The sequence below is a fragment of the Silvibacterium bohemicum genome (assembly GCF_001006305.1).
Lineage (GTDB): Bacteria > Acidobacteriota > Terriglobia > Terriglobales > Acidobacteriaceae > Silvibacterium > Silvibacterium bohemicum.
This window is the reverse complement of record NZ_LBHJ01000001.1, coordinates 623,106-646,423: the sequence shown is the minus strand read 5'-3', so window position 1 is coordinate 646,423 and position 23,318 is coordinate 623,106. Positions and strand designations below refer to the sequence as shown.

The window sequence follows — 23,318 nt, the reverse complement described above, 5'->3', positions numbered from 1 at the left end:
TGAAAACTTTAGTCATTTCGTCTGATTCATAAACTAAACCTTCTGGTTGCACCTCGAACGAACTTTAGTAATCAGCCCATTGGAACTTCGGAGTCTCTATTGTCTTTTGGCTAACCCTGCAAGTGGAAGCTTCCCCTCTTTATCGTCACGGAAGCTCAGCAAGACATCAGGAGGCACCACCAGAGCGCTGATCAGGGATCTTGCAGCGGGATGGCGCGCCTGTCCGAACTCCGCCACGGGCAGGCTCTCGACAATCCTCCCCTCATCCAGCACTGCGATCCTGTCGCTCAGCTGCAGCACCGAGACAAGATCATGCGAAATATAAAGGAGGGTGGCTCCATACCGGTGATTGAGCCCCTTCAGCAGTTCGATAATCTGGCTCTGGGTCACCGCGTCGAGTGCGCTGGTGGGTTCATCGGCGATGATGAGCGTGGGGCGATGCAGAAGCGCGAGGGCGATCAGTATCCGTTGAGCCTGACCGACACTGATCTGCGAAGGACGCCTGCTCAGGAATGGGACATCGGACGGCAGCTGAACTTCGGCAAGTAACACCTGCAGCCTATTCATGAGTGCAGGCCGCCCGCTCTTGTCGTGCGCTCTCCAAGCCTCTTCGAAGTGACGCTGTAAGCTGATCGCCGAATTCAGCGCCGTCATGGGACTCTGCGGGATCAGGGCAACATGGCGGCCGCGCAGCTTGCGCATCTCCCGCTCCGGTAGCGTCAGCAGGTTTTGCCCCTCGAAAATCACTTCGCCGGTCACGCGTCCGTTGCGCCAGGGCAGCAAGCCCAGCAGCGAAAGAACCAGAGTGCTCTTCCCTGCCCCACTGGTCCCGACAAGACCGAGCACCTCGCCTCGCTGTAGTTCGAAACGAATATCGTGAAGCACCGGCTTGTTGGAATACCGAGCCTGCAAGTTCACTCGCAGAAGAGCTTCGCGGTTCATCGTGCCTCCTGCAATCGGAGTCTTTCGATATTCCATACCAGTCCAGGCTCCAGCACCGTTGGCTGCGCGCCCCGCAGCCGCGGAGACACCGCGTAGAGCGCATTTGGATATACGAGGTAGATAAACGGCTGCTGATCAGCGACGATCTGCTGCACGCGATCAACAGCCAGCTTTCGCTGCGCCTCGTTCGAGGTGCCGGCCTGCTGGTTCATGGCGCGATCGATTTCAGCTTCCCACGGCGTCGCCGGAGTTTTCTCCGATGGGCTCCATTGATGATTGGGCGAGGAGCTGAGCCAGATGTTGATCATTGCGTTAGGATCTGGATCGACATTTTCCAGACCCAGCAGGCAGGCCTGATAATCCTGGGTGTGCATGAGCCGTTCGATGAGCGCAGGAAAATCCAGCGCCACGACGGTCACCTGCATTCCCAGGGCGGCAAGGTCCTGCTGAATGAGCGTCGCCATTTTAAGCCGCGCAGCGTTGCCCGCGTTCGTGAGGATGGAAAACCGCACTGCGCGCCCCGATGCATCTTCCAGAATTGAACCGCGCAGGTGGAAGCCCACACTCGCCAGTTTGGCCTCCGCGGCAGCTACATCTTCGTGCGGCGCCGAAATCCCTGAGTCATACCAGGCGCGGTTGGCCGGAGAGATGAAGCTGTAAGCCGGCGTAGCATGTCCTTCATAGGCGATGCGCGCCAGGTCGGCGCGATGAATCGCCTGCGAAACGGCAACCCGAAAATCGCGATTCTGGAACCAGGTTTTTTCCCACGCTGGAAGTGGAGACGACGACGCCTGATTGAACCACATCTGTTCCGTGTTGAGCGATGGCCCCAGATCCCGTACCGACGACGGCAGCCTTCGTTTCAAAAGCTCGAAGTAATCCGGCGGGAGACCGTTGATGATGTCGTATTCTCCGCGTTGAAAGAGCCTGGCTTCCTGTTCCGGATTATCCAGAATATCCAGGCGCACGCCCGCAGCATACGGCAGCGCTGTGCCAGCGGCATCACGTTCCTGGTAATGAGCATTCCGGCGCAGACGTACATACTGCGAGCGGCGATAATCGGCCACCACGAACGGGCCGGCCGTAATGCGCCCCTCACTGGGATGCCCCGCCGGCTCAATGGCTATCTCGTCGAAGACCTTGCCGATACCGATCACGCGCTGTGGGAGACGAACGACCACAGTTTGATCGTCCGGCGTCTCGACCGTAACACCGCCCGGTGAGAGAAACTCCTGAGCTACCGGCGCGCCGGTGGCCGGCAGCAGCACGCGCCGGATCGACCAGGCTGCATCTCGAGACGTCAACGCGCTGCCATCGGAAAACTGCAAGCCCGAACGCAGCTGGAAGGTAAGTGTCCTGCCATCGGAGGAGAGATTCCAACTCTCCGCGAGCTTCGGCTCTATTTTTTGTGTAGACCGGTTGAAGCGAAGAAGCACACCGGCCGTGAGATATCGCACCAGCTCCGACTCCTGATCGTCCACCTTCGCCGGGTCGAATGTCTTGGGGTCATAGCCAATGGTCCAGGCAAGCTCGCCAGCCGCTCTGGGAGCTGCTTGCCCCGCACACGGCTGCGCCAGAATCACCGCAAGAATGGCGGCCGCGTAAACGCGAAGAGCACGAGAAAGACGAATGATTCAGACCTCCGCAACGAGAGCTTCCAACAAAAGGAGCATGAGAATCAGCAGAGCCACAGGGAGATAAACCCACCGTGTCTGCACCAACAGCGCGGAGTTATCCAGTTCGAGCAACATCCCGCCCCAGGACGGAAGCGGTTCTCCGATGCCCAGACCAAGCGCACCGAGGTTCGCCTCCGCGATCACGAAAGCGGGGATAGAGATGAGAAACTGCGGCAGCAACAAGGAAAGCAGATTCGGCAGCGCATATCGGAAAGTCTGTCCGCTGCGCAATCCTCCCGCACGCGCCTGCAACGCCCATTCGGCTTTGCGAAGACCGAGCGCGCCTCGATACACGGCCCGGGCGCAAGCTGGCCAACCTAACGCAGCCAGGACCAGGAAGGTGATCGCCGCAGAGTTTGCCGGCGAGGTCGTCAATGGAAGCGCCGAGCGCACCATCATGAGCAGGAACAGCCACGGCAGCGCGAGAAAAACATCGCATACCAGCATGGCGAGCCATCCTACGGAAGCAGGACCGAATGCTGCAAGGGTACCCACGCCGGCAGCCGCAGCGGTCGTCACAGCGGAGGCTGTAACTGCGCCGCCCGTACTCAGCAACAGAGCAAAGGCCGCCCGCACCAGGCGGTCGCGGCCCAGAGCATCCGTGCCTGCTGGATGAAGGACAGAGGCACCGGCAAGCGGCGATTCACGATCCTGATTCGAGTAGCTATTCCTCGACACCAGCAGGACTACGAAAGCAAACAGCACCAGACCGGTCAGCAGCCAACGGGCTAGGTGCGCAAAGGTCATGCATTCTTCCACTCGGCTGGACGATCCGAAATCACGCCAGCGAAGGTTACAGCAAGCGCCATCAACATCGTCACGGTCAACAACACGGGAAGATCCCGGTTGAGCGCTGCACTCCATGCCAACTGGCCCACGCCCGGAACGTTGAAGATCACCTCTACCGGCGCCAGCGCACCCAGCGCGGTAACAATCGAAAGCGTGGCAAGCGCAGACAACTGCGAAGCTATGCTCGGCAGAATATGCGCCCGAATAAGCCGGGTCACCCCGATGCCCTGGGTGCGGGCGTACAGCAGATGAGGATCGAGCCACGTTTTGCGCAGGATGCGGTCAAGAAACTTGAAGTCGCGCGCCGCGAGCAACAAGGACATCACCAGCACCGGACCTCCGCTGCCTGCAAGCAGGCACATGGTTGCCATCGCCGCCGTCGGTATGGCCAACAGCAGCGTCGCCGGCATCTGCCATAGCAACGATGGATGCGGACCGGCGCTGGAAAGAAGCGAGGCGCACAGTGCCAGCGTCCAGGCCAGTGCGATCGAGCGCAGCATCAGGCTTCCTGTCACCGCCAGCCGCGGCAGAATCAGATCGAGCACCGGGACGTCATATTGCCGTGAGATTCCCGCATTGCCTCGTAACCATCCGCCAACCTCAGCAGAGAGCAAAGGAATGATAGCGTTGCTCCGCGCGGACTCCACAGACAATTCGGCACGCGCACTCCGGGCATAACGCGGATCCATCTCGCGAACATCGCTGAAGTAGCCAGGAGCGAAACGCACAAGAACCGTCGAGCCAATAACCACCAGGAGAACGATTGCCAGCATTCGGGTGAACCGCTTCAGCAGATCTCCCACCAGCTTCATGACGCTTGCAGACCTTCCAGGAAAGATCGGGTTTCGCCGTTGGGTGGAAGATCGTAGAAGTTTCGTTTATGGATGTACATTCTGCCGTCTGCCGCCCCCAGGAGCTCTTCCGTACTTTCGCCGTCGTCCGGAAAGATGGCGACGCCGATGCTCGCGGTCACATTGACTTCCATCTGAAGCTTGGCGCCCGCCCGTCGCACTGCCTCTTCCACCATCTTCAACGGCCGATGTGCGGAGTGAGCATCCATGCCCGGGAACAGGAAAACGAATTCATCTCCTCCCATGCGCGCGACCGTGTCTCCAGGACGGCAGCATTCGCGAAATGCCTCTGCGATCGTTCTCAGCAGCTGATCGCCAATCAAGTGGCCGTGACGATCGTTCACCGCTTTGAATGAGTTGAGATCACAGACGACGACCGCAAAATGCAACTCTTGCGCGCGAGCCTTCTGGACCGATGCATCGATTTGCAGGAAGAAGCTGCGCATGTTGGGGAGCTGCGTCAGATAGTCGAACTTGGCATCGTTCTCCGCTGTCCGGAAACGCAAAGCATTCTGCAGAGAGAGTGAAAATTTCGGTTGGATCGCCTGCAGGATTCGCAGGTGATCTCTCGAGAATGCGGCGTGCTGGCAGGAGTAGATCGTGAGTACTCCAAAAACATCTCCGCTCAGGTCGAAGAGAGTGATTGAGAGCGCTGAGCTGTTCGAATCCATCAAGCCGCTCTCGGTCAGGAAAGTCGGCTCAACAGTCGGATTGCCGTTCACGATCGGCCGCCCGCTCTGCGCAACCCAGCCAGACAGCCCCGCTCCGATAGGAATCGGTTGCGTTGAAAACGCGCGGGTGCAGGGACCATCGATATATTGCGGCAGAAGAACCGCTTTCGATTTGACGTACACCGCGAAACAATCGAAGGGAATGAGAGGCTGCAGCCGCTGCGACATCATCGCGCTGGTTTCGTGGGCGCTGAGCGAGCTCCCCAGCATCTGGCTTAGCTCGAAGAGCGCATTCGCCTCCTGGCTTGCCGCTGCGATGAGGTTCAGCGAATCGTAGTGTCGTTTCGTCGCCGCCGCTGTGGAGTTGTCGTCAGCCCCCTGTTGCTGCTCGGTCTGGTTGGCAGCGTGCTCCGGCTCAAAGCCTGCGCCGGGTGCAGCGCCGCGCTCGATGCGGAGATCAGTTACCAGAGGCTCCATCTCCTCGATCTGCTTCCGTGCCTGCTGCTCCAGCTCGCAATAACGCTCCTGCAGAAGCTGGACGATTTTGGGATCGAACTGGATGCCGGCTCTGCTTTTCACAAAGGCCATCGCCTCATCGATCGGCATAGCCTTGCGATAAGGCCGCTCCGACGCCAACGCATCGAAGCAATCCACTACGGTCAGGATGCGCGCACCAATAGGAATCTCCTCACCCTTCAATCCATCGGGATATCCGCTGCCATCCCACGCCTCATGATGCGATCGCACGATCGGCACCACGGGATAGGGAAAGCGGACCCGCTCCAGGATGTGCGAGCCCACGACCGGGTGAATCTTCATCTTCTCGAACTCTTCGTGAGTAAGCTTTCCCGGCTTGTTGATGATATGTTCCGGAACCGCCAGCTTTCCGATGTCGTGCAGCAAGGCTGCGGTGAGCAGGGCCTGCATCTGCGACGGGTCCAGGCCGGCAATCTTGCCCAGCTCCGACACATAGATTCGGACCCGCATCAGGTGGCGATGCGTCTTCTGGTCCTTGGCCTCGATCGCCATCGCGAGTCCTTCGATCGCGCGAAGGTGGAGAGCCTCCATCTCGACGATATGCTGCTCACGGTCGCGGGCCATCGTCATCTGCGCACGGTAAGCGCGATAAACGGTGTAGACCATGGGGATCAACAGCAGCGAGGTCATCCAGCCGAACACCACGCCGATCAAATCGGCGAGAGCCGCGAGCACCGCCCCCACCACATAGAACGGCAGGTACCAGGGGAAGTCCTGAAGCCACTGCGAGAAGGGCGCCGCGTGTGATTCCCAGGCAACGACTAAAGCGACGGGAATGGTGTTCGCGAAAAAGTAGACGACTGCCGCAAATGAAAGCGCCGGCGCGATCTCCATATGCAGCCGCAGAAGCTCGGCATAGGTGTGCCACGCGAGCACCGTGGCGGTAGTTACGTTTGCCACATTGAAAATGATCTGTATCGGCGTGAAGGTTTTGACGACCTTGAAGTTACATTGCGCAAACACGCTGCAGATGGCAAGGCAGACGGCCTGAAGCGGCGACAGCTGCAAGATGCCCAACAGGATGAAGGGAAAGTTGACAGACATGGTCGCTTCACTCTTCGGCATAGCAACCTTCATCCCCGAACTAAGGAGGACGGCCGCGAGGTAAACGAAAAAGTAAAGCCAATGCTGGGCAGGATGACCGAAGGTCGAGAACAAACTAACAACAGCCCCGGCAACCATCACACATACAAGAGCCCTGACACGAAGCGCCATAATGCCACTCCCAGGATGTTTTCGAGGCGGAGGCCGTTCCAACCTCCGCTTCAGCTGCTACCTAACGATGAGAGGATTCCTCAGTCAGACGCGGCGTACTCGTACGCGTATTGGATTCCAATCTATGTGCCTTTAGTTTCTCCGTCAACACAATATTGATCACTATAGTACCCGATCGAACAGAGGCAACCATCCGCAAAGGTACTCCATCTAATTTCAGCTCTTAAAAATATGTAGTTCGGATAAGACGAGAGAGTAGTTCACACAGGCGCCGAAGTCCGAGCGAACTATCGGCTGGCGCGGCCGCTATCCATGACGTTCTGGATCAGGTCGCCAAGCTGTTCGGCAGTGAATTCGTTACCGTCCAGATTCGCGATCAGCTTCCCGTCGTGCCCGATCACGGCAGTGTGCAGGGAGTGCGCTAGCATCCCTTCATCGCTCCAGACGCTCATGCCGAACATATGGCAGACGCGGCGTATCTCCGGAACAGGTCCGGTCAGGAAATACCATCCCCCAGTGTTTTCCTTCCAGGTCGCCGCGTACTTCTTGAGTACAGCAGGCGAATCCGTTTGCGGATCGAAGGTGACGCTGAGCAGAACCAGATCTTTGCCCATACGATCGGCGAAACGGCGCTCGATGCGCCCGAAGTTATTCGACAAGCGGAAACAGTAGTTCGCGAAAGGACAGCGCGTATAGAGAAAAGTAATCGCCACCGTCTTCCCGGCGAAGTCCGACAACTTGACCGGCTGCCCGTATTGATCAGTCAGGGCAAAGTCAGGAACAGCCTGGCCGGCGGCCAACAAGTCTTTACTGTCGTTCGGCGCCAGAACTTTGCCCAGCATCTCCATGCGCTGAACGGCAAGCGGCTCCGCATTCGGATCGACGTAACGGTGAACACGGATGTGTTCTGCAACCGGTGCGCCGGCATCCGCCACTAGAGTGAAGTCGATCAGCATCCCCTGCCGCAGCGCTGCGATCTCGCCTGGATCGGCAACGGCGAAGGTCATCTCCATCGCATCCATAAAATGCGGGATCTCTGCGCAGGAAACCACGATGGTCCGCGGCGACGGAATCTTCAACACGACGCCAAAAGCTGGATAGCGCTGCGCGGCAAATGCTGACGAGCTCATCAGCAGAGTGAAAACCAGCAGCCGTAGATATATCCAGCTATCGACTCTCTGCGACCTGCTCACTGGCTTGCCCGCAAAGTGGGCAACGCCGTCTTTGCGCCGAGCCGGTATGTCGGTAGCTCGCGCTTGGTAAATTGCGCCTTCGATTCTTCTATATCGATGAACTCATCCATCGGCACGTTCTTGAATGCTTGAATTGTTTTACTGGCTGGCCAGTAGATTTCGATGGACTTGATCGCCACAGCCTTGCCGAGCCCGATCTCCTGCGCCAGAGGAGATGCGCCCCACGAGCCTCCACTATCGACCTGGCGGTAGAAAGCCTGGACCGTATGGTCGCGGTTCTCGGCCACAACCTTGATCTTCGCGCCGAACGCGGAGCGATTGCTCTTCACTCCCCGAAGTCTCACGTTGATCCAGTGGTTCGCATTGCCCGGATTGCGGAAGACGCGGACGGGATGCGCATCGGAGGGAACGGCGCCGCCCATCTCGACAACGATGTCCTGGTGTCCGCGATTTTCCAGGTCCGCGAAGGAGATGCCGTGCGTCTTATGCAATTCTCCGGTGCCCGAGGAGGCGGTGATATCGACCCACGTCTTACCCGCCTTGTTGCGCAGCAATACATTGGGCACAAGCGACGCGTACTCAGCGCTGCCGGTCCCCAGGTAGATATCGAGAAATCCATCGTTATCCACGTCGCCGTAGTTCGCACCCATCGGCATGTACACCTTATCGAGACCCACCTTCGCGGTTACGTCCTGAAACGTGCCGTTGCGCATGTTTTTATAGAGCCGGAGCGGACGGCCGTTGTGCGGCAGCTTCAAATAGGTGCGCATTGTTTCGTCGATCGAGCTGTAATCGCTCGTCACAAAAAGATCGGGCCATCCGTCGTTGTCGTAGTCGAAGAACCATGCCGCAAAGCCGGCCCACGAGGCCTCAACCCCTGCCTTGGCCGCGACCTCGGTGAAGGTGTTGTTCCCGTTGTTGTGATAAAGGAAGTTGCCCCCGGACATATTCGAGACGAAGAAGTCCGGATAGCCGTCGCCGTCGTAGTCGGCTGAAACCACCGCCTTGGTGAAGGCGCTGCGGTCGACTCCCGCGCTGCTCGAGATGTTCTCAAAGGTGCCGTCACCCTTGTTGCGATAAAGCTGACTCGGACCCTTTTCATTGCCGACAAACAGGTCCACCCATCCATCGTTGTCGATATCCGCCCAGACCGCCGTCTGCGTGGCAAAGAGGTCGCCCAGGCCGGCCTGCTTGGCGACATCGGTAAACGTGCCGTCACAGTTATTTCTGAGCAGGCTCAGGGGAAACGGGTTCTGCCAGCCGCCGCGCAGGATAAGTATGTCGATGCAACCGTCGTTGTTGAAGTCCGCCTGGATGAAATTCTCGCCTGCGGGAATTTGGGACAAACCCGAGCGATCACTCCAGTCCGAGAACGTGCCGTCGCCGTTGTTATGAAAGTAGTGCAGATGATCGCAGGAATCGTAGCCGCTGGTGAGCACATCGAGCAGCCCATTGTTCTCGAGATCCTCGACCAGCATGCCGCCGGCGATCTGCTTCAAAGCCAACCCGGCCGCCGGGGCGACATCTTCGAAGCGCCCGATGCTCTCGGCCGGATCGGACTGCGCAGGTGCGGTGATGCGATATTGAGCCGGTACGCCGGACGGGTACTGTCCCAGCGTGAGATAAGCCACGTTCAGCAGCCACTTGACCTCGAGGTCATCGGGCTTGTTCTTGAGGTACTGGAGAAAGTACTCAATCGCCATTTTTGAATCGCTGCTGTCGGCAAAATGTTCGTGCGGGTTTTTCGGCGGCAGGATGCACCGGTCTCCCGGCTCGTCGTAGATGCCGTTCTTCATCTCTGCCCGATGAAGGTAGGCGCTCCCCAGCACTTCTTGAATCATCGGCACGGCGTCAGGCAGACCACTCTGAATGATGGAATTACAATTCGTCCACTCCTCAATGGCCAAATCCATGTTGCCTTTGTAAGAGGCAAGAACCGCGGCGGCATAGTGGTATTGCATCTTCTCCATCGCGCTGAGATTTTCCGCGTCAGGCGAATGGAGAAGCTTCTGAACATTGTCCTCGAGTATGGGGATCAGCGGCCCATCATGGATGCGGCATACCGTTGCCATGTCGCGGTTCCAGCCTTCGGGCTTGGTGACGGTTTGAAATGCTCCCTCAACGTCGATAAGACCTGAGGTATCCGGCGGAAGCTTCACAATGGCCTGCTCCGACAACGGCTGGCTGACGGCATCCATTCCAACCGGCCGATCATTGACGGATTTCTCCCGCAAAGCATCGGCATCTTCAGACGTCCGGCTATCGCTTTTTTCGATTTGCAGGATCGCGTAGCCGGAGGGGATGTGGGCGATTCCCGAAAACTGCCCCGGACGAAGTCCCTGTATCGCTTCGCGCAGTTCGCTTCTCAGACCATCCGGTGAAACATCGCCGAGAAGTCCGCCATCCGCAGCAGTCGGATCGACCGACTCGGCCTTGGCTACGGTCGCAAAGTCCGCACCCGCCTTGAGCTCACCGAGGACATGCTCAGCTTTTTGCTGAGTCTCGATCACGATGATGCGCACAGTGACTTTAGCTACCTGCGGATGAACCACGAGCCATGAAACGGAGAGCAATGCAACGGCTGACCAGCATCGGAGCGACTTTAGCCACATATTTCGAAACCAGCTTTCGCCTCAGCACCGGTCGGCAACATCAAGCCACATATCTCGATGGGCGGACTCGGTTCTTTTGGCCGTTAATTGTAAAGCGCCGGCAAACGCCAAGCAATGGCCGGAAAGCCGTTGATTTCGCGGGGCCGGCAGCCACCGAATAGTATGGACTCAAGATTGAAATGGGAGAAATGAATTCGATATGAGCTGCCCCGGCTTCCTCGGTCAGGACCCGTCGATTTCCCTAAAGCACGAGCGGGAAGGGTGCACACGCCGTCGATAGGAAGGGTCACCGAAATATCCGGGAATATCCGGGCGCAACTTTAACTATGAAAACAAGAATGATGAAAATTGCTGTGAACCTTACTCGGAAATCTTTGCCCCAGAAAGGCGTTTTGTTATGAGCCCTAGATCGACCCCAAACAAGGTGAGGGCTTCAGCTGCGCTCAGCGCGTTTATCGCGTTCCACATCATCGTCATTTTTATCTGGAGCGTTCCCTCCGAGATCCGGCCTGTCGCGGGCTTCAGAAAGATAGTGCGTCCCTATGTGCTGTGGGTAGGTCTCAATCAGTCCTGGGATATGTTCGCCCCCAACCCCAAGTCAGTCGATCAATACATGAAGGCCGTCGTAATCACCGACGCCCCTAAAATGCGCGTGTATGCCTTTCCTCGCATGGAGGATCTCTCTGTCTGGCAGAAATATCGCCAGGAGCGTTATCGGAAGTTCACGGAAAGCATTTTGCCTGACAAATACTCAGGCCTTTGGCCGGACGTAGCAAAGCGGGTCGCCTATATTTACGCCAACCCGAACGACCCTCCGGACAAGGTGATGCTGGTCAAGTTTGAGTCTGCGATCGACCCAGGAAAGACAAAAACCGCCGATGATGCCAACGCCAAGCCCACGCTCTTCTTCGAGCAATACATCCAGCCAGGGGATCTGCAATGATTGTTCCAAAGCTGAAGGATGCCTGGACAGATTTCTTCTTCACGCCGATCTCGCCACTTCCCCTGGGGACCTTTCGCATCCTGTACGGTCTCTGCGTTTGCGGAACACTGGCACTCCTCCACGCCGATTGGCTCTCCTGGTTCGGCGTTCACAGCTGGATCAAAATGGAGACGATGCAGCTGATCGAACCGGAGATACGGCTGAATCTGTTTTCGGTAATCCCCCAAAATGACGGTTGGATTCTGGCGCTTTTCTGGCTCTTCTTCATTGCGGGAATCTTCCTCACGCTGGGGTTGTGGACCAGAGTGAGCAGCATCATCGTATTTCTTGGGCTCACGTCCATGAACGAGAGAATGCCCTTCATTATTCATGGCGGCGACACATTTTTACGTATCGCGGGATTCTTCCTGATCTTTGCACCAGCCGGGCAGGCGTTATCGATTGACCTGTTGCGCAGCAAACGCCGCCGCGGAAAGAACCCCGCACCTGAATCTATGTTCGCTCCCTGGGCACAGCGCCTGATTCAGTATCAGATAGCAGTGATTTACTTCATCTCCTTTTGGTGGAAGGCCAAAGGTCATTCGTGGTGGGATGGAACCGCTCTCTATTACGTCTTTCACCTGCGGGAGATTCAGAGATTTCCTATTCCCAACTGGGTCCAACATCCGACGGTGTATAAGTTGGGGAGCTGGGCCACGCTTGGATTCGAGCTGCTTTTTCCATTAGCCGTCTGGTTCAAGCGGTTCCGGTATCCGCTGCTCTTCGCCGGCCTGCTCTTCCACTTGTGCCTTGAATACACGCTGAACGTGCCGATGTTCGAGTGGGACATACTGTCGGCCTACGTGCTCTTTGTTGAACCCGAGGACTTGAAAACAGTTTTTGCGCGGCTCGCCCGGAGGTGGCAATCCATCGCACAACGCACCTCAACAGGCGAGGTCGCTGGCCACGCGTCTCAGAGCAGCCTGAACTAACCGCCGACGAGTTCGCATCAACATTAGATCTCCAGGCGGAAACCATCGTGCTGCCAGCAGCAATGCCGGTGGCACGTCGAATCATTCGATAGTAGATACGTCTCCTCTGATATCCTCACCCTGAATTTTGGGGTGTCTCATTGGCTCAATCCGGCGGCGGCATCGGCAATGTAACAGCGAATCCTGGGCTAGTAGAGATGGCAATGGCATACGCCCGCAGCCGGATGCTTTGCGCGGCTGCGCGCCTCGGCGTTGCCGATGCACTTGGAGACGAGGTACGCGGCGTTGATTTCCTGGCAGAGAGCTGTCAGGCAGATGCCGATGCGCTCTATCGTTTGCTGCGCGCCCTCGCCAGTATCGGCGTGACCGAGGAGACATCACCTGAACACTTTCGGCTGACTCCGTTCGGCAAACCGCTGCGAAGGGATGTGCCTGACTCCGTCTGGGCAGCCGTCATCTTCTGGGCAGATCTGCTGGCCGACGAGTGGTCTCTGCTTACCGACTGCGTCCGCACCGGGAAGCCGGCCGCGCAGATCCGCGATCCGAGGATACCTTCGCGCTGGTCGCAGGACCCCGGCGCCGACTCCATTTTTCACGCCGTGATGGGCACGGCTCCAGTAGAAGATTATGCTTCCATCGCCGAGGCGTGGGATTTTTCCCGCGCAAAGGTGGTCGCCGATCTCGGCGGAGGCGGCGGATCGCTCATTCTTGCCGTGCTGGGACTCAATCCGCATCTGCGAGGCTTGCTTGTAGATCTCGAACCGAGCGTCGATGCAGCCAGATCCGGCTTCGCGCAGGAAGATCCGGCCCTCCGGTGCGAACTGATTGCAGCCGATCTCATGCAAGCGGTCCCGCCGGGAGCCGACGTATACATCCTTAAGCATGTGCTGCACGGGCGTCGCGACGCAGAGGCAATCACCATCCTCAAAAACTGCCGCGCGGTGATTCCGCAGAACGGCAGTTTATTGATCGTTGAATTCATCCTTCCATCGCTCGTCTCGCACGCCGACCCGCAGCTGGAAAGTCACCTGATGAGCGACCTCAACATGCTTGCCGTCACCGGCGGTCGAGAGCGCAGCGAGCGTGAATGGCGAGTGCTTCTTGAGTCAGCCGGATTCGTCCTGACCGAGGTATATCCGGTTGGAACTGACGCTCCAATGGTCCGGAACGTCGGAATACTCGAAGCGAAGCCGGCTAAGGAATAAGTCCCAGCTGATCCAGATGCCGGATCACTCCCCCGCCCATCCGAGCATTCATTTCCCAACTGCTCCTACCGGCACTGCTTCGTCTACGAGCGGAGACTCCGCGGCATCATAGTTCAGGTTTTGGCCGAGCCAGCGCTCCACCTCCGCCACGCTCATGCCCTTGCGCTTGTAATAATCGGCAACCTGATCGCGGTCGATCTTGCCCACGCTGAAGTATCGCGATTCCGGATGGGCAAAGTAGAGTCCGCTTACGCTTGATCCGGGCCACATCGCAAACGACTCCGTAAGCAGCATTCCAGTGTTCTTCTGCACATCGAGCAAGCGCCAGAGCGTGCCCTTCTCCGTGTGATCCGGGCACGCCGGATAACCCGGAGCCGGCCGGATGCCGCGATACTTCTCGTGGATAAAATCCGCGGGATTCAGCTTCTCTTCCAAACCAAAACCCCATTCATCCCGCACACGTTTGTGCAGACATTCTGCAAAAGCTTCGGCAAGGCGATCCGCAACAGCCTCTGCCATGATCGCGTTGTAGTCGTCATTGTCAGCCCTGAAGCGATCGCACAGCTCCTTCAACCCAATCCCGCTGGTGACTGCGAAACCACCGATGGAGTCCGGCAGCCCCGTTTCTTTCGGCGCGATAAAGTCGGCGAGCGACCGGCATGGCTCATTGCCTTCCCTGTTCGCCTGCTGGCGGAGGAAGTGAAACCGCTCGAGCACCTTTCCACGCGCGTCGTTCGTGTACAGCTCGATATCATCGCCCACGGCATTAGCTGGAAAGAAGCCGTAGACACCGCGCGCCGTGATCAGGTTCTTTTCAATGATCCGATCCAGAAGCGCATTGGCATCGGCGAAAATCTTCTTCGCTTCTGCGCCCTGACGCTGGTCCTCAAGAATTCGGGGATAGATGCCCTTCAATCCCCAGGTGTGGAAGAACGGCGACCAGTCGATAAACTCGCGCAACATCGCTAAGGGAAAGTTATCCAGCACGCGCACACCGTTGAAAGCGGGTACGGCCAGATCTTCGGCACGCCAGACAATCGGAGTCCGTCTCGCGCGAGCGGTCTCGAGGGATACGACACTCTGGCGCGGAGCGCTGTGAGCCTTGCGGACCGCTTCATATTCGGCGGCGTGCTTCGCCACGAACTCCGCCTTGCCGTCCTCGCTCAGGAGGCTGGTCGTGACGGGGACTGCGCGGCTGGCATCCAGCACATGGACAACCGGCTGGCTATAGTGCGGCGCGATCTTGACCGCGGTGTGCGCCCGGCTGGTGGTCGCCCCGCCGATCAGCAGCGGCAGCTTGAAACTCTGGCGCTCCATCTCGCGGGCCACATGCACCATCTCGTCGAGCGATGGCGTGATCAAGCCGCTCAGGCCAATCACGTCTGCCTTCTCAACCTTGGCGCGTTCGAGGATCTTTTCGCATGAGACCATCACGCCCATGTCGATGACCTCGTAGTTATTGCAGGCCAGCACCACGCCAACGATGTTCTTGCCAATGTCGTGAACATCGCCTTTGACGGTCGCGAGAACGATCTTTCCTTGGGCCTTCACAACCTGGCCGGATGCCTCCAGCGCCGCCTTCTCTGCCTCCATGAACGGCGTAAGGTGCGCCACAGCCTTCTTCATCACCCGCGCGGACTTCACCACCTGGGGCAGGAACATCTTGCCCGCTCCGAAAAGATCACCGACCACGCTCATGCCCGCCATCAGCGGACCTTCGATAACCAGAAGAGGACGGCCAAGGTTGACGCGGGCCTCCTCGGTATCGATCTCGATGTAGGCATCGATGCCCTTGACCAATGCATGGGAAAGGCGCTCTTCGACCGTGCCGTTGCGCCATTCCTCAGTCTTCTTTTCGCTCGTCGCTGCACCGGCGCCAGCCGCCTTCAGCGTTTCGCCATATTCCACCAGTCGCTCTGTCGCGTCGGGACGGCGATTGAGCAGAACGTCTTCAACTAGCACCTTCAGCTCAGGCTCGATCTCCTCGTACACTTCGAGCATGCCGGCATTCACGATCCCCATATCCATGCCTGCTGCGATGGCGTGATAAAGAAACGCCGAATGCATGGCTTCGCGAACCTTGTTGTTGCCGCGGAAGCTGAACGAGATGTTGGAGACGCCGCCGCTCACCTTCGCATGAGGCAGATTGGCCTTGATCCAGCGCGTGGCGTTGATGAAGTCCACCGCGTAGTTGTTGTGCTCCTCCATGCCGGTGGCAACCGTCAGGATATTCGGATCGAAGATGATGTCTTCGGGAGGAAACCCCACCTCGTCGACCAGGATTCGGTAGGCGCGCTCGCAGATGCGGATCTTCTCCTCATAAGTCGCAGCCTGGCCCTGTTCGTCAAAGGCCATGACCACTACCGCCGCGCCGTACTTGAGCACGGTAGCGGCGTGCTTACGGAATTTCTCTTCGCCTTCCTTGAGCGAAATGGAGTTGACGATGCCCTTGCCCTGCAGGCACTTCAGGCCAGCTTCGATGACCTCCCATTTCGAGGAGTCGATCATGAAGGGCGCCTTCGCGACTTCAGGCTCGCTCGCCAGCAGCTGCAGGAAGCGCGTCATCGCTGCGACGCCATCGATCATGCCCTCGTCCATGCAGATATCGATGACGTTGGCTCCGTTCTCCACCTGCTGCCGGGCCACGCTGACTGCTTCTTCGAACTTGCCTTCCTTCACCAGCTTCGCGAACTTCGGCGAACCGGCCACGTTGGTCCGCTCGCCGATCATGATGTAGACGCCGGACTGTTGTGTGAATGGTTGTGATCCCGAGAGGCGGAGCGGTTTCGTCTCCAACGTTCCGCTCATGCTGAAACCTCGATTCGGCTCAGCGGCCGCGGAGCCTTGCCTTCGAGCGCTTTCGCGATCGCAGCGATATGCTCCGGAGTGTTGCCGCAGCATCCTCCGGCAATATTGATCAGTCCACCACGCGCGAAGTCGCCCAGGTAGCCAGCCATGTCCTGCGGTCCCAGATCGAATCCGGTCTCCGCCAACGGGTTGGGCAGGCCGGCGTTTGGATAGCACGAGATGGCCACGTCCGCCTTATCCGCAAGATCTTCGAGAAACGGATACATCAGGTCGGGACCGAGAGAGCAATTAAGCCCAATTGACAGCGGCTTCACATGCGCGACCGCATTCCAGAATGCCTCCACCGTCTGCGCGGAGATCATAGTCTCGCCGCCACGTCCCACGGCAGCCGAGATCATCACCGGCAGCTCTTTGCCCTGAGCAGCAAGGCCATCCTGATCGAAGACCTCACGGATCGCAACCAGCGCCGCTTTGGCATTCAGCGAATCGAAGATCGTTTCGACCAGAAGCAGATCCGACCCGCCCGCAATGAGGGCGCGCACCTGCTGCGCATACGCGGTCTTCACCTGGTCGAAGGTGACGACCCGAAAACCTGCGTCATCGGCATCGGGCGAATTCGAAAGAGAGACGGTCAGCGGCCCGATAGCCCCCGCCACGAAGCGCTGACGCCCGGTTGCTTTGCCCACCCGGTCGGCCCACTCGCGGCATTGCTGCGCCGATCTCTCGTTGATCTCCCAGGCTAGCCCGCCCAGGAACGGATCGTCGACAATCTTCTGGTAGAACTCAGGATCCTTGCGCCCGCCGTGTTCCCGTGGGTCGTCCACAAAAAATTCGCTCTGCGTGATGCTGGTCGCGCCGAAGGTATTCGTTTCGATGATGTCCGCGCCCGCTTCCAGAAACCGGCGATGGATGTCGCAGATCATGTCTGGCTGCGTCAGAGAGAACAGATCGCCATTGTTCAGCAGATCTTTCGTCGAATCCTTGAAACGCTCTCCGCGAATGTCGGCTTCCTTCATGCCGTAGGTACGGATCGTCGTGCCCATCGCTCCATCGATGATGGCGATACGGCTCTCGAGAATCTTCTGAAGAGGATGCTGGTCGGATGTATTCATCGGTGTGCGCTCACGTTCGCTCTGCCACATTCAGCCATCCTTCCATTATAGCGAGGTGGGGAGCGTCTCCCTAGCACGCACAGTGCGAGAGCGGCAAGGTCTTCTGAAGGAACGGAAAGAGCGTGGCCTGGGACTCTTTCATCTCATCGAAATCAGCCGGCTCATACGGCCGGCCGCTCCGGCCTCGGCCAATCGCCACTCCCAGAATCAGAGAACCCTCTTTTTCGGACCGGAAAGCTTTTCCCTCATTTTTCAGCTTATTATTGCTATGGTATTCTCAATAGCAATAGATGAGGCCCTCCATGAAAAAACTTCCCGTGACCGTTCTCTCCGGCTTCCTCGGCGCAGGCAAAACCACCGTCCTGAACCATGTACTCAACAACCGCCTGGGGATGCGCGTCGCCGTCATCGTGAATGACATGAGCGAAATCAACATTGATTCCCAGCTCATCGCGCAGAACGAAACCAAGTTGAGCCGCACCGAAGAGAAGCTGGTCGAGATGACCAACGGCTGCATCTGTTGCACGCTGCGCGACGACCTGCTGCAGGAGGTCTCGCGGCTTGCTCGCGAGGGCCGGTTCGACTACCTGCTCATCGAGTCGACCGGCATCTCGGAACCCCTCCCCGTCGCTGCAACCTTCACCTTTGTCGATGAGGCGGGAGACACGCTCTCCGAGGTGGCGCAGCTCGACACCATGGTCACCGTCGTAGATGCAGCCAAGTTCTTGGAGGACTTCCAGGCCATCGACGATCTCCGCGACCGTCATCTCGCGCTCAATGACGGGGACGAGCGCACTCTCTCCGATCTACTGATCGACCAGATCGAGTTTGCCAACGTGCTGGTCATCAACAAGACAGACCGGATAAGCCTGGACGAGCTAGCGCGGCTCGAAGCAATTCTGCAGCACCTGAATCCTGGAGCAGAACAGGTTCGAGCTGTTCGTGGCGAAGTCCCGCTTCACGCCATCCTGAATACCAAGCTGTTCAATATGGAAGAGGCCGAGACCTCCGCTGGCTGGATACGTGAGCTGAATAACCTTCATACGCCCGAAACCGAGGAGTATGGCATCGCAAACTTCGTCTACCAGGCGCGACGTCCCTTCCATCCCGCACGTCTTGAGGCACTCACCAATGAAGAGTTCGCCGGCGTTCTGCGCGCCAAGGGCTTCCTCTGGCTGGCCTCCGCGAACGACGATCTCATCCTCTTTTCGATCGCCGGCAAGACCCTCTCTGTCGATCCGCAGGGCCAGTGGCTTGCCGCGGGAGAGCCGGACGAGGTGCACGACGAAGAGACGCGGGACTATATCGGCAGGGTGTGGGAGCCGAAGTACGGCGACCGTCGCCAGGAGATCGTCTTCATCGGGGTGAAGATGGATCGTGCCGCATTGGAAGCGCGCCTGAACGAAGCACTGCTTACTCCGGAAGAGATGGCGGCCGGTCCTGATGGGTGGAAACGATACAACGACCCCTTCGCCGAGATGTTCCGCGATCGACCAATAACCGCTGAGGTATAGAGGAAGCAATATGGCTAAAATTTGTCCAATCACGGGAAAGCGTCCGCTTACCGGCAACCGCGTATCGCACGCCAACAACAAAACACGGCGCCGTTGGGAGCCGAACTTGCAATGGAAGCGAATCTGGATTCCAAGTGAAGACCGCTTTGTGCGTATGCGGGTGACGGCTCGCGGTCTGCGTACCATCCAGAAGCTCGGAATCAATGCCGCTCTCACCAGAGCCTCGAAGAGGAGCAAATGAGAACAATCATCAAGATGATTTCATCCGCGGGGACGGGTCACTTCTACACCACAACCAAGAATCCAAAGCTCCAAAGCGCAAAGCTGCAGCTCAAGAAGTACGATCCGGTGATTCGCCAGCATGTGATGTATCGCGAGGCAAAGATATAAGACGATGGCTGGCAATAACCAGAGCGGCTGCGTGACTCATCGGCATGAACGGAACCGGTAAGAACCACCCGTCCGCATTTCTCCCCACTGCGATTCTGCGCAGAGGCCGGGCGCTCCTGAATCAGCAATGCTGGTTGTGGGGACAGGATGTCAAACGTGAGGAGGGGAATCTCCTCCTCGCCTACGGATTTGACCGCCTTCGACCGCCGGCCGAGGAATCCGGTTCAAGCCAGTACACGTTTTGTCTCAGCGCAGGCCTGCACATCAGGCTGTGGGGCTTTGGCATTTACTTCGGTGGAAGCCATGGCGTCTATCTCAATCGATACGACTTCACGCCGCGACTCGCCTTCTTCGAGGATTGCTGGCAGTCCCAAGCCATGACCGGTCTTCCCAGAACGCAGGATCTAACTCTTCTTCCCATGGCGCTGCGGTGGATTGGAAGCTACGAAAGCTGGGTTGCAGAAATCGTTGGCCTTAGCTACCGGGAAGCATGCCTGTGCGGCTGGAAGCGCCGTGCCGCCACGCCTGCATTCATCGCAAACGCGTGGCGCGAACTGGCGCGTGAAATTGAAGCCTGTCATACAGACGCTGAAATTATTCCCGCGAGACAGGATGAAGCCGCCCCGACGCAGATGCTGACCGGATGAAGAGGTCTTATGCCTCAGCTCGCATAGCCGTCGGCTTGGGTGCGAATGTGTTCAGAGGAGTAGCCGCGCTCGGAAGAGTGAGCCACTAAAACTCAGCGGCAGGCCGCGCATGTTCCGTACAGGAAAAACTCATGGCCGGTCATGCGGAATCCCTTCGGAAGCTTAGTCTTCACAGGAACAGCACATCCTTCGACCTCGTAGACCTTCCCGCAATCATTGCAGTGAAAGTGATGATGATGTTCCTTGCCTGCGACCTCGTAACGGGTCGACTCGCCCGGGATCTCGACGGGAATAAGCCACTGTTCGGCGACCAGCAAGTTGATATTCCGATAGACGGTGGCAATACTCACCGCCTCTACCTCGGTCTGGGCGGTCCCAAGCGCCTCTTCCGGAGACAAAGGCCGGTCGGCCTTGAGGAAAGCATTGCGAATCGCTTCTTTTTGCCGGGTTTGTCTGATCTGAATCGCCATAGTTAAGGAACCAGGACATGATTTTATGCTCTTGAAAGCGCGTTATCAATACTCAATCCCACCACACTGTCGAGCAGCAGCGTCCGATGGGCCAGACATCTCGGTAAGATGTCTGCAAAACGCCCGCAGAGATTCCGTCCGGTCAAATTTTAGCTTTGATATTGCGAGTGCTCTTTCATCAGTTCCTAACCGAATTGTTGTACCAAAGAAATAATCATGCAGACGAGACGGGATTTCCTCAAACTTGCAGCAATGTTGTCGGGTACGGCCGGCGTGTCGGGACTTGTGCCGGAATCTATCAAGCGCGCGTACGCCATCGAGCCAGCTCAAGGCTCAACCTATCTGGATGCCGAGCACATCGTGATCCTGATGCAGGAAAACAGGTCCTTCGACCACTCGCTGGGCACGCTGCAAGGGGTTCGTGGATTTAACGATCCGAGAGCGCTTCGCCTCGCCAACGGCAACTCGGTTTTCGTGCAGACAGACGCAGCCGGAGACTCCTACGCTCCCTGGCGGCTGGATATTCGCGACACCCGCATTACGTGGATGGGTTCCGTTCCACACTCGCGCAACAGCCAGGTGGACGCATGGAATGACGGCCACCATGACGGCTGGCTGGAGGCGAAGCGCTCGTACAACAAGGAGTATGCTAATCTCCCGATGACGATGGGGCACTACACGCGCGAGGATCTGCCCTTTTATTACTCGCTGGCCGACGCCTTTACCGTGTGCGACCAGAACTATTGTTCGGTGATGACCAGCACCACGCCCAACCGCAGTTTTTTCTGGACCGGCACGGTGCGCGATGAACAGCGCGCGGATTCCAAAGTCTACATGCGCAATGACGAAATCGAACGCGGTGGAATGAAGTGGAAGACTTTTCCAGAGCGTCTGCATGAGGCTGGCATCGACTGGAAGTTCTACCAAAATGAATTGACGCACGCGGGCGGTCTCACGCCGGAAGAGAATTCCTGGCTGTCGAATTACGGCTGCAACGTGCTCGAGGATTTCGCAGCCTACAACGTCGACGCATACGCTGGCAGCGTCTCCGGAATACAGGAAAGGCTGGCATCCACGACGCATCAGGTCGAGCGCCTCCAGCATAGCTTGTCGACGGAACAGGACCCGCAGGTAGCGGCAGAGCTCCGTGTCCGGCTCCAACATGCGCAAGACCAGATTCAAAGGCTTCAGGCCTCGCTTCAGAACAGCGGAGAGACGCGCTACAAGCAGATGACCGACCAGCAGCGTGCCTTGCATCACGCCGCGTTCGTCACCAATGCCGGTGATCCTCACTACCGCACTCTGGAGCCGCTCGCCTTCGAAGACCAGGGCAAGCAGCAGGAGATGATGGTTCCCAAGGGAGACATCTTTTATCAGTTCCGCAAGGACGTCAATGAAGGAAAGCTGCCCGCTGTTTCATGGCTGAGCGGCCCTCAGAAATTCTCGGATCATCCGTCTTCTCCGTGGTACGGAGCATGGTACGTCTCCGAGATTATGGACATCCTGACCAAGAACCCCGAGGTCTGGAAGAAGACGATCTTCATTCTCACCTACGACGAAAACGATGGTTACTTCGACCACGCGCCCTCGTTCGTCGCCGCCGACCCCAAACGTCCCGAGACTGGCGGAGCCTCGGAGGGCATCGATACCGCGCTCGAATACACCTATGCTCAGGACGAGCTGGATCAGGGCGTTTCAGCGAAGGAAGCGCGCTCCGGCCCCATCGGCATGGGCTTCCGCGTGCCGATGATCGTCGCTTCTCCATGGACGCGCGGAGGATGGGTCAACTCTCAGCTCTTCGACCACACCTCGACGCTGATGTTCCTCGAGCACTTCGTCCAGAACAAGCACGGCAAAGTGGTGAAGGAAGAAAATATCAGCGCGTGGCGGCGCTCCGTCTCTGGGGATCTGGCCTCTAACTTCCGGCCGTATGACACGAAGGAAAAATCCCTCGACTTTCTGGATCGCGACAAATTTGTCGTCGGTATTCAGCAGGCGCGTTATAAAGAAATTCCCTCCAACTACAAAAAGCTGAGCTCAGCCGAGATAGAAACGATCAATAAGGGTTCGATTCACTCCGAATTCATCTCTCATCAGGAGAAAGGTATCCGGCCCGCCTGCGCGCTTCCCTATGAACTTTATGTGGATGGCCTGCTGACTGAGGATGGAACCACGTTTCAGTTGCGCATGACGGCCGGTGCTCATGTCCACGGCAGCCGCTCGTCCGGAGCGCCCTTCAATGTTTACCTCCGTAAAACATCCTCCGGCGGCGAGATGACGGTTGCGTCCTATGCGGTAAAAGCCGGAGACACGCTTACCCGGGAATACCCTCTGACGTTCTTCGCCGATTCCCGTTACCTCATCGACGTGCATGGGCCAAACGGCTTTTATCGCTCCTTCGCAGGCGATCCGCATACCCAGCCGCTACAGACGCGAGTAACCTACGAGCGGAAGGGCGGACGATTGACGGGAAATGCAGAGGTGCATCTACGCAATCCCGGTACACAGCCCGCAAAAATTGCAGTGGAGGACAATTCGTACAAGGCAGCCTCCATCACAAAAACCGTGGCTGGCGGTCACGATGTCTCGATCGTGATCCCTCTTGAACAGAGCCATGGCTGGTACGATTTCACCATCAAGACCGAAGGCTCCTCCGCGGAGACGCGCTACGCCGGCCGCGTAGAAACTGGCCGCTCCAGCTTCACCGACCCCTTCATGGGAGGAGTTGTCTAGGGCAGAGCTTGTTATCACTGTTTCCTAGAATTCTGGAGC

At 57.9% G+C, this 23,318-nt stretch carries 18 protein-coding genes; 8 read left to right on the top strand and 10 right to left on the bottom strand.

Translation table 11 applies throughout. The features are described from left to right. Positions 1–96: 96 nt before the first annotated feature. The 7 genes from XX99_RS02795 to XX99_RS02765 form a co-directional block, all read right to left on the bottom strand. Positions 97–942: an ATP-binding cassette domain-containing protein gene (locus tag XX99_RS02795; protein WP_050057827.1), complete on the bottom strand. Its 846-nt coding sequence runs from the start codon at positions 940–942 to the stop codon at positions 97–99. Then, entirely contained in the window at positions 939–2,525 is a 1,587-nt protein-coding gene (locus XX99_RS02790) for an ABC transporter substrate-binding protein (RefSeq protein ID WP_050057826.1), read from the bottom strand. The genes XX99_RS02795 and XX99_RS02790 overlap by 4 nt, the downstream gene beginning before the upstream one ends. A gap of 51 nt (positions 2,526–2,576) precedes the next feature. After that, positions 2,577–3,365, bottom strand: a complete 789-nt coding sequence (locus XX99_RS02785) for an ABC transporter permease subunit (RefSeq protein WP_050057825.1) — start codon at positions 3,363–3,365, stop codon at positions 2,577–2,579. Further along, a complete protein-coding gene (locus XX99_RS02780) occupies positions 3,362–4,219 on the bottom strand; it encodes an ABC transporter permease subunit (RefSeq protein WP_050057824.1) in 858 nt (285 codons plus the stop codon). The genes XX99_RS02785 and XX99_RS02780 overlap by 4 nt, the downstream gene beginning before the upstream one ends. Further along, positions 4,216–6,531, bottom strand: coding sequence for an HD domain-containing phosphohydrolase (locus XX99_RS02775; protein WP_050057823.1), 2,316 nt, complete (start codon positions 6,529–6,531; stop codon positions 4,216–4,218). Before XX99_RS02775 ends, XX99_RS02780 begins: the two co-directional genes overlap by 4 nt. A gap of 437 nt (positions 6,532–6,968) precedes the next feature. Further along, the gene (locus tag XX99_RS02770; RefSeq protein WP_050057822.1) at positions 6,969–7,874 is read right to left on the bottom strand and encodes an SCO family protein; all 906 of its coding nucleotides are present in this window, start codon (positions 7,872–7,874) and stop codon (positions 6,969–6,971) included. Then, on the bottom strand, positions 7,871–10,447 hold the full coding sequence (locus XX99_RS02765; protein WP_050057821.1) for an FG-GAP-like repeat-containing protein: 2,577 nt from the start codon (positions 10,445–10,447) through the stop codon (positions 7,871–7,873). The genes XX99_RS02770 and XX99_RS02765 overlap by 4 nt, the downstream gene beginning before the upstream one ends. Positions 10,448–10,883: 436 nt before the next feature. Between XX99_RS02765 and XX99_RS02755 the strand changes: the two genes are divergently transcribed. The 3 genes from XX99_RS02755 to XX99_RS02745 all read left to right on the top strand — a co-directional run bounded on the left by XX99_RS02755 (position 10,884) and on the right by XX99_RS02745 (position 13,605). Next, on the top strand, positions 10,884–11,429 hold the full coding sequence (locus XX99_RS02755; RefSeq protein WP_050057819.1) for a hypothetical protein: 546 nt from the start codon (positions 10,884–10,886) through the stop codon (positions 11,427–11,429). Continuing rightward, positions 11,426–12,400, top strand: a complete 975-nt coding sequence (locus tag XX99_RS02750) for an HTTM domain-containing protein (protein ID WP_082125192.1) — start codon at positions 11,426–11,428, stop codon at positions 12,398–12,400. Before XX99_RS02755 ends, XX99_RS02750 begins: the two co-directional genes overlap by 4 nt. A 197-nt stretch (positions 12,401–12,597) precedes the next feature. After that, positions 12,598–13,605 (top strand): methyltransferase, encoded by a 1,008-nt coding sequence (locus XX99_RS02745; RefSeq protein ID WP_446444259.1) that lies wholly within the window; start codon positions 12,598–12,600, stop codon positions 13,603–13,605. A gap of 48 nt (positions 13,606–13,653) precedes the next feature. Here the strand turns inward: XX99_RS02745 and metH are convergent, their stop codons facing one another. Both metH and XX99_RS02735 read right to left on the bottom strand, forming a co-directional pair. Next, positions 13,654–16,413 (bottom strand): methionine synthase, encoded by a 2,760-nt coding sequence (gene metH / locus XX99_RS02740; protein ID WP_050057817.1) that lies wholly within the window; start codon positions 16,411–16,413, stop codon positions 13,654–13,656. Next, positions 16,410–17,525: a homocysteine S-methyltransferase family protein gene (locus XX99_RS02735; RefSeq protein ID WP_050058088.1), complete on the bottom strand. Its 1,116-nt coding sequence runs from the start codon at positions 17,523–17,525 to the stop codon at positions 16,410–16,412. The genes metH and XX99_RS02735 overlap by 4 nt, the downstream gene beginning before the upstream one ends. Positions 17,526–17,827: 302 nt before the next feature. On the opposite strand from XX99_RS02735, the gene XX99_RS02730 reads away from it, so the two are divergent. Genes XX99_RS02730 through XX99_RS02715 form a run of 4 tightly spaced genes read left to right on the top strand, consistent with a single transcriptional unit; the run spans position 17,828 to position 20,076 of the window. Next, a complete protein-coding gene (locus XX99_RS02730; protein WP_231581119.1) occupies positions 17,828–19,039 on the top strand; it encodes a GTP-binding protein in 1,212 nt (403 codons plus the stop codon). 10 nt (positions 19,040–19,049) lie between these two features. After that, positions 19,050–19,280 (top strand): 50S ribosomal protein L28, encoded by a 231-nt coding sequence (gene rpmB, locus XX99_RS02725; protein WP_050057815.1) that lies wholly within the window; start codon positions 19,050–19,052, stop codon positions 19,278–19,280. Then, on the top strand, positions 19,277–19,429 hold the full coding sequence (gene rpmG, locus XX99_RS02720; RefSeq protein WP_050057814.1) for a 50S ribosomal protein L33: 153 nt from the start codon (positions 19,277–19,279) through the stop codon (positions 19,427–19,429). Before rpmB ends, rpmG begins: the two co-directional genes overlap by 4 nt. A gap of 44 nt (positions 19,430–19,473) precedes the next feature. Next, complete coding sequence (locus tag XX99_RS02715; RefSeq protein WP_050057813.1) at positions 19,474–20,076, top strand: hypothetical protein; 603 nt, start codon at positions 19,474–19,476, stop codon at positions 20,074–20,076. A gap of 92 nt (positions 20,077–20,168) precedes the next feature. On the opposite strand, the gene XX99_RS02710 is transcribed toward XX99_RS02715, so the two are convergent. Beyond that, complete coding sequence (locus XX99_RS02710) at positions 20,169–20,546, bottom strand: Fur family transcriptional regulator (protein ID WP_050057812.1); 378 nt, start codon at positions 20,544–20,546, stop codon at positions 20,169–20,171. A 216-nt stretch (positions 20,547–20,762) separates the two neighbouring features. Here XX99_RS02710 and XX99_RS02705 point away from each other — a divergent pair, with 216 nt between their 5' ends. Next, positions 20,763–23,279 (top strand): phosphocholine-specific phospholipase C, encoded by a 2,517-nt coding sequence (locus XX99_RS02705; RefSeq protein WP_050057811.1) that lies wholly within the window; start codon positions 20,763–20,765, stop codon positions 23,277–23,279. Positions 23,280–23,318 lie beyond the last annotated feature (39 nt).